Here is a 6094-nt window from a genome sequence, read left to right on the forward strand (position 1 = left end):
TTCGGCGTTCGCGGGGTGAGGGCGGCGTGCGGCGGGCGGCGGGCCCGGGTCAGACGTAGCGCTCCAGGATGGACGATTCGGCGAGCCGGGACAGACCCTCGCGGACCGAACGGGCCCGGGTCTCGCCGACGCCCTCGACCGTCTGCAGGTCGTCGATGCTCGCGGCCAGCAGCTTCTGCAGGCCGCCGAAGTGCTCCACCAACCGCTCTATCACCGTGTTGGGCAGCCGCGGGATCTTGGCCAGCAGGCGGTAGCCGCGCGGCGAGACCGCGGAGTCCAGCGACTCCGGCGAGCCCGAGTAGCCGAGCGCCTTGGCCACCGTCTGCAGGTCGAGCAGCTCGGCGTGGGTCAGCGCCTCCAGGTCGGCCAGCACCTCGGTGACGGTCCGGCCCTTCTTGGCGGCGCGCTCCGGGAAGTAGTCCCGGGCCACCAGCTCGCGCTCCGGCTCCACGCCCGCGATCAGCTCGTCCAGCTGGAGCGAGAGCAGCCGGCCGTCGATGCCCAGCTCCAGCACGTAGCCGGCGATCTCGGTGGCGATCAGCCGGACCATCTCCAGCCGCTGCGCGACGGCGGTGACGTCCCGGACCGTCACCAGGTCCTCGATCTCCAGGGCGGAGAGCGTGCCGGCCACCTCGTCCAGGCGCAGCTTGTAGCGCTCCAGGGTGGCCAGCGCCTGGTTGGCGCGGGACAGCACGGTGGTGGAGTCCTCCAGCACCCGGCGGGTGCCGTTGACGTACATGGCGATCAGCCGCATCGAGTGCGAGACCGCGACCACCGGGAAGCCGGTCTGCCGGTTGACCCGCTCGGCGGTGCGGTGGCGGGTGCCGGTCTCGTCGGTCGGGATGGTGGAGTCCGGCATCAGGTGGACACCGGCCCGGACGATCTTGGTGATGTCCTTGTCCAGCACCACGGCGCCGTCGAGCTTGCACAGCTCGCGCAGCCGGGTCGCGGTGAACTCGACGTCGAGCACGAAGCCGCCGGTACAGAGCGACTCGACGGTCTTGTCGAAGCCGAGCACGATCAGTCCGCCGGTGTTGGCCCTGAGCACCCGCTCCAGGCCGTCGCGCAGCGCGGTGCCGGGGGCGATGGCGGTGAGGGAGGCCCGCAGCAGGGCCTCCTCGCGGGAGGACTTGTCCGCCCGGTCGCTGGCTGCCACGTGACTCCTCCGGTCGACCCCGTACCGCACGCCCTCGCGCGGGGCGCCGGCCTACGGTCTGTTGCTCTGTCGCTTAGTACTGCCTTATCACCAATGAGACAGGGGAAGTCTAACTGCGTGCGGCAACGACAGGGCTTGGGTCAGCGCAGTTCGTCGGAGTCGAGCGGCTCCCACCCCTCCATGAGCTCCTCCGGGTAGGCCGTCGGCCGGTGCGCGCGGGGCGCCGGCGGCGCCGACGGTGCCTCACTCCTCGGCTTGGCGGCGGCCCGGCGGCGGCCCGGGATGGCCCGCAGCGCCTCGCCGATGTCCGCCACCTCGACCACCTTCATGCCCGGCGGGACCTTGCCCGGGTCCGGCGGGACCAGCGCGTGGGTGAAGCCCAGCCGGTGCGCCTCGGCCAGCCGTCGCTGCACACCCGTCACCCGCCGCACCTCGCCGGCCAGGCCGACCTCGCCGATCGCCACCAGGTTGCTGGGCAACGGGGTGTCGGAGGAGGAACTGGCCACCGCGAGCGCCACCGCGAGGTCCGCCGAGGGCTCGGAGAGCTTCACCCCGCCGACGGTGGCGGTGTAGATGTCCTGTTTGCCCAGCTTCACCCCGCCGTGACGCTCGACCACCGCCAGGATCATCGCGATCCTGGGCGACTCCAGGCCGGAGGTGGTCCGGCGCGGCGAGGGGATCTGGGAGTCCACCATCAGCGCCTGCACCTCGGCCACCAGCGGTCGCTTGCCCTCCAGGGTCACGGTCAGGCAGGTGCCCGGCACCGGCTTGTCACGCCTGGTCAGGAAGAGGCCGGACGGGTCGGCCAGACCCTCGATGCCCTCGTCGTGCAGCTCGAAGCAGCCGACCTCGTCGGTCGCGCCGTACCGGTTCTTGACCCCTCGGATGATCCGCAGCCGGGCGTGCCGGTCCCCCTCGAAGCTCAGCACCACGTCCACCAGGTGCTCCAGCAGGCGGGGGCCGGCGATCTGGCCGTCCTTGGTGACGTGGCCGACCAGCAGGGTGGCCATGCCGCGCTCCTTGGAGGCCCGGATCAGCGCGCCCGCCACCTCGCGGACCTGGGCCGGGCCGCCGGGCGCGCCGTCCAGCTCGGCGGAGGCGATGGTCTGCACCGAGTCCAGGATCAGCAGGCCGGGGCCGACCGCCTCGATGTGCCCGAGGACCGCGCCGAGGTCGGACTCGGCGGCCAGGTAGAGGTGGTCGGAGAGCGCGTTGATCCGGTCGGCGCGCAGCCGGACCTGGCTCGCCGACTCCTCACCGGTGACGTAGAGGGTGCGGTGCCGCTCGCCGGCCGCCTTGGCGGCGACGTCCAGCAGCAGGGTGGACTTGCCGACGCCGGGCTCGCCGGCCAGCAGCACCACGGCGCCCGGGACCAGGCCGCCGCCGAGCACCCGGTCCAGCTCGGGCACGCCGGTGGAGCGCGCGGTGGCCACCTGGCCGTCCACCTGGGCGATCGGGCGGGCGGGCGCGCTGACCGGGCCGGCGGCGGTGGTGCGGATCGGCACCGCGCCGTACTCCTCGACCGTGCCCCAGGCGTTGCACTCCGGGCAGCGGCCGACCCACTTGGGCAGCTGGTTGCCGCACTCGGTGCAGCGGTACGCCGGGCGCGGCTTGGCGGTGGTCTTGGTACGGGCAGCCATGCGGTCACCGTAGCGCCTGGGTACGACAGTGCGGGGGTGGCCGACCGGGGCGGCGGCCGAGGTGCGGTCGCCGGGTGCGGTTCGCCGGGTGTGGTTCGCCGGGTGTGGTTCGCCGGGTGCGGTTCGCCGGGTGCGGTCCACGAATGGGCGATGTTGTTACCCGAAAGAAGTACAACCGGGCGGAATCACCCGGACCGAGGGTGTGCGGTCTCTACCGTCGGATGGGTGACAACGAGTACGGAAGGGCCGCGCGACGCCGTCCTCGCGGCGTACGAGCGACAGGCGGACGGCCTCTTCACCTACTGCCTCTCGGTGCTGTGCGAGCACGAGGCCGCCTCGGCCGCCCTGCGGGAGGTACGCGAGCTGGCCGCCCGGTACGGCGGGCGGCTCGCCGAGCCCGGGCTGGTCCGGGCCTGGCTGTACTCGCTGGCGCGGTACTGCTGCCTTCGGCGGCCGGCGGACGGGGACCGCGGAAGCGGCAAGGGCGGCGGGGTTGGTGAAAGCGGCGGGGCGGAGGCGGTCCGACGGCGGCGCGAACTGGCCTCGCTGGCCTGGCCGGAGGCGGCCGGCACCGATCCCGGGCAGCGCGAGGCCCTGGAGCTGTCGGTCCGGCACCGGCTCACCCCGATCGAGGTGGCGGCCGTCCTCGGGCAGCCGTTCGAAACCGTCCGGGCACTGCTCGTCTCCGCGCGGGCCGAGGTCGACCGGACCAGGGCCGCCCTGCTGGTGCTCGGCGTCGGCAGCTGCCCCGAGCTGGACCGGCTCGGCGGCGCGGAGGCCGAGAGCCGGCCGGACCGGGTGCTCGGCCCCGCGCTCCGCCGGGAGCTGGTGCGACACGTGGTGGACTGCCCGACCTGCCGGGGCACGGCGGAGCGGGTCGCGGACGAGGTACCGGAGGACGGGGCCGCCGGACCGTCCGGGCTGCCGGTGCTGACCGCGCCACCCGTGCCGCCCGGGGGTGCCGGGCGGCGGACGGCCGCGCCGGTGACGGTGGCCGAGCCCGGGCTCCGCTTCGACCAGGACGGGTTCCCCCGGCACCGGGCACCGGACACCGGCCGGGGGCCGACGGTGCGGCGGCGGGTGGTGACCACCGGGGTGCTGGCCGCCGTCCTGGCCGCGCCGATCGTCGCCCTGTGGGCCGGGCACCGGGGCGGCGACGGGCCGGGGGTGGCGGCGTCGGTCTCCTCGGTCCGGGTCGAGAGGGAGCGCGTGGTGGGTGGTTCGGCGGGTGGTTCGGTAGGTGCTTCGGCGGATCCTGGCGGGTCCGTGGGGATCACCGGGGCGGTCGGCGGCGTGGCCGGCAGCGTGGCCGGCGGGACGGTCGACGGGGCCCACCGTGGGTCCGGTCCGGCGGTGGCCGGGATGGAGCTGGCGGGGGCGAGGCCGCTCACTGCAGAAACGTTGCTGCCTGGGATCCCGGTCCCGGACCCAGCCCCCACACCCGCCCCCGCGGCGGCCGACGCACCGGAGGCACCGTCGGCGGCGACACCGTCCGGCCTGCTGACCGTCGAGGCGGGCGAGTACGGCAGCCGCACGGTGCTCACCCTCACCAACGCCGGCGGCACCGAGATCCACTGGCACGCCGTCGTGGACGCGCCCTGGCTGCGGCTCAGCCGCGACGCCGGCACGCTCGCCCCCGGACAGCGGATCACGGTGATCGCCGGCGTCGACGAGGACCTCGCCCCGGCGACCCGCTGGACCGCCCGGATCGCGCTGCCGCCCTCGCAGGCCGTGGTCACCCTGGCGGGCGGCCCGCAGCACCGCGGCGGCGGCACCCCGTCCCCGACGACTCCCGCCACCGCCGAACCCACCGCCACGCCGAGCACGACCCCTACCGCCAGCCCTACGCCGACTCCGACTCCGACACCGACCTCGACGCCGACCTCGACGCCGACCGTCACCCCGACCACCGAGCCGACCAACCCGGCGTCTCCAAGCCCCTCCACCACCCCCACCGCGAGCCCCACGCCACACTGACCGGCCCCCACCAAGCCGAGCCGCACCCGGCCTCAGACGGAGAGGGCGGCGGGCCAGGTCTGGGGCCGCGACCGGAACCAAGCGACAGAGCCCAACGGGACAGGGCCTGCGGCGGGCGGCATCGAGATCCGCCCGGAGTCGGGCGGCCAAGAGGAGCTAACACAAGGCTCGGACGCGTCGATAGGCGATCACGCAGCAGGCCGGTTTGGGGAAGGCCTCGTGGATGTCGTCGCGGATGTCCCAGCGGATCCGCAGGCGTCGGAAGCCGTGGATCCAGGCGTTGGTACGTTCGACGACCCACCGCACGGCTCCGAGCCCGGAGCCGTGCGGCACACCGCGACGGGCGATGACCGGCTTGATGCCCCGCTTCCAGAGCAGTCGGCGGTACTTGTCAAAGTCGTAGCCCCGGTCGGCGAAGAGTCGCCGGGGCCGGTGGCGCGGCTGGCCAGTCGTGCCGCGGATGCGGGGGATCACGTCCAGGAGCGGCAGCAGCTGGGTGATGTCATGGCGGTTGCCGCCGGTCAAGGTGATGGCCGGCGGCGTGCCCCGGCCATCGGTGATCACGTGGTGCTTCGAGCCCGGCCGGGCGCGGTCGACCGGGCTCGGTCCCGTTTTGGGCCGCCGCGACGGGCCTGGTGATGCGAGCCGTCGATCACCACCCGCGACCAGTCCAGTTCGCCGGCGCGGTGCAGTTCGGTCAGCAGCACCTGGTGCAGCCGGTCCCAGACTCCGGCCTCGTGCCAGTCCCGCAGGCGGCGCCAGCAGGTCATGCCCGAACCGAAGCCGAGCTCTTGCGGCAGCCACTCCCACTGGATGCCCGTGTGCAGCACGAACAGGATCCCCTGCAAGCAGCCCCGGTCGTCCAACGGCGGGCGGCCGATCCTGCGAAGCCGCTGCTGCCGCACCGGCAGCAGCGGCTCGATCCGGCCCCACAGGTCGTCCGGCACCAACCACGGCGGTCCCTTCCCCACGGCCTACTCAACGAGCCGATGGACGAACAGACATGGGCGCCGCGCGGTTCTGTTAGCTCCTCCAAGCCGGCCGAAGCCGAGGAGGGCGGTGGAAAGGTAGGCCCCGAAGCCAGGCGGCGCGAAGCCCGCGAAGGCCCGGGCCGGGTGGCGAGGCCCGGCACGGCCCGGGGCCGGGTACGCAGGGACGGCCCGGGGCCGGGCGGCGAAGCCCGACACGGCCAAGGCCGGACAAGCACGGGCAGGGCCGGGATACGGCGGCGAAGCACACGAAGGTCCGGGGCCGGTGGCGGAGCCCGGAGCGGCCTGGGGCCGGTGGCGGAGCCCGGAGCGGCCTGGGGCCGGTGGCGGAG

General features: G+C 74.5%; 4 protein-coding genes. 1 reads left to right on the forward strand and 3 read right to left on the reverse strand.

All coding sequences use genetic code 11. The features are described 5' to 3' along the window. Positions 1–49: 49 nt before the first annotated feature. Positions 50–1108, reverse strand: coding sequence for a DNA integrity scanning diadenylate cyclase DisA (disA, locus tag ABD308_RS37610; RefSeq protein ID WP_344345239.1), 1059 nt, complete (start codon positions 1106–1108; stop codon positions 50–52). A 188-nt stretch (positions 1109–1296) separates the two neighbouring features. Then, positions 1297–2796 (reverse strand): DNA repair protein RadA, encoded by a 1500-nt coding sequence (radA, locus tag ABD308_RS37615; RefSeq protein ID WP_344345227.1) that lies wholly within the window; start codon positions 2794–2796, stop codon positions 1297–1299. A 225-nt stretch (positions 2797–3021) separates the two neighbouring features. On the opposite strand from radA, the gene ABD308_RS37620 reads away from it, so the two are divergent. After that, positions 3022–4773, forward strand: coding sequence for a sigma-70 family RNA polymerase sigma factor (locus ABD308_RS37620; RefSeq protein WP_344345231.1), 1752 nt, complete (start codon positions 3022–3024; stop codon positions 4771–4773). 156 nt (positions 4774–4929) lie between these two features. Here the strand turns inward: ABD308_RS37620 and ABD308_RS37625 are convergent. Next, positions 4930–5744, reverse strand: a protein-coding gene (locus tag ABD308_RS37625; RefSeq protein WP_344345235.1) for an IS5 family transposase whose coding sequence is annotated in 2 segments (ribosomal slippage) — positions 4930–5390 and positions 5390–5744 — 816 coding nt in all. Because the reading frame shifts where the segments join, the coding sequence is not laid out codon by codon here. Positions 5745–6094 lie beyond the last annotated feature (350 nt).

It is taken from the genome of Kitasatospora putterlickiae (assembly GCF_039527695.1).
Classification (GTDB): domain Bacteria; phylum Actinomycetota; class Actinomycetes; order Streptomycetales; family Streptomycetaceae; genus Kitasatospora; species Kitasatospora putterlickiae.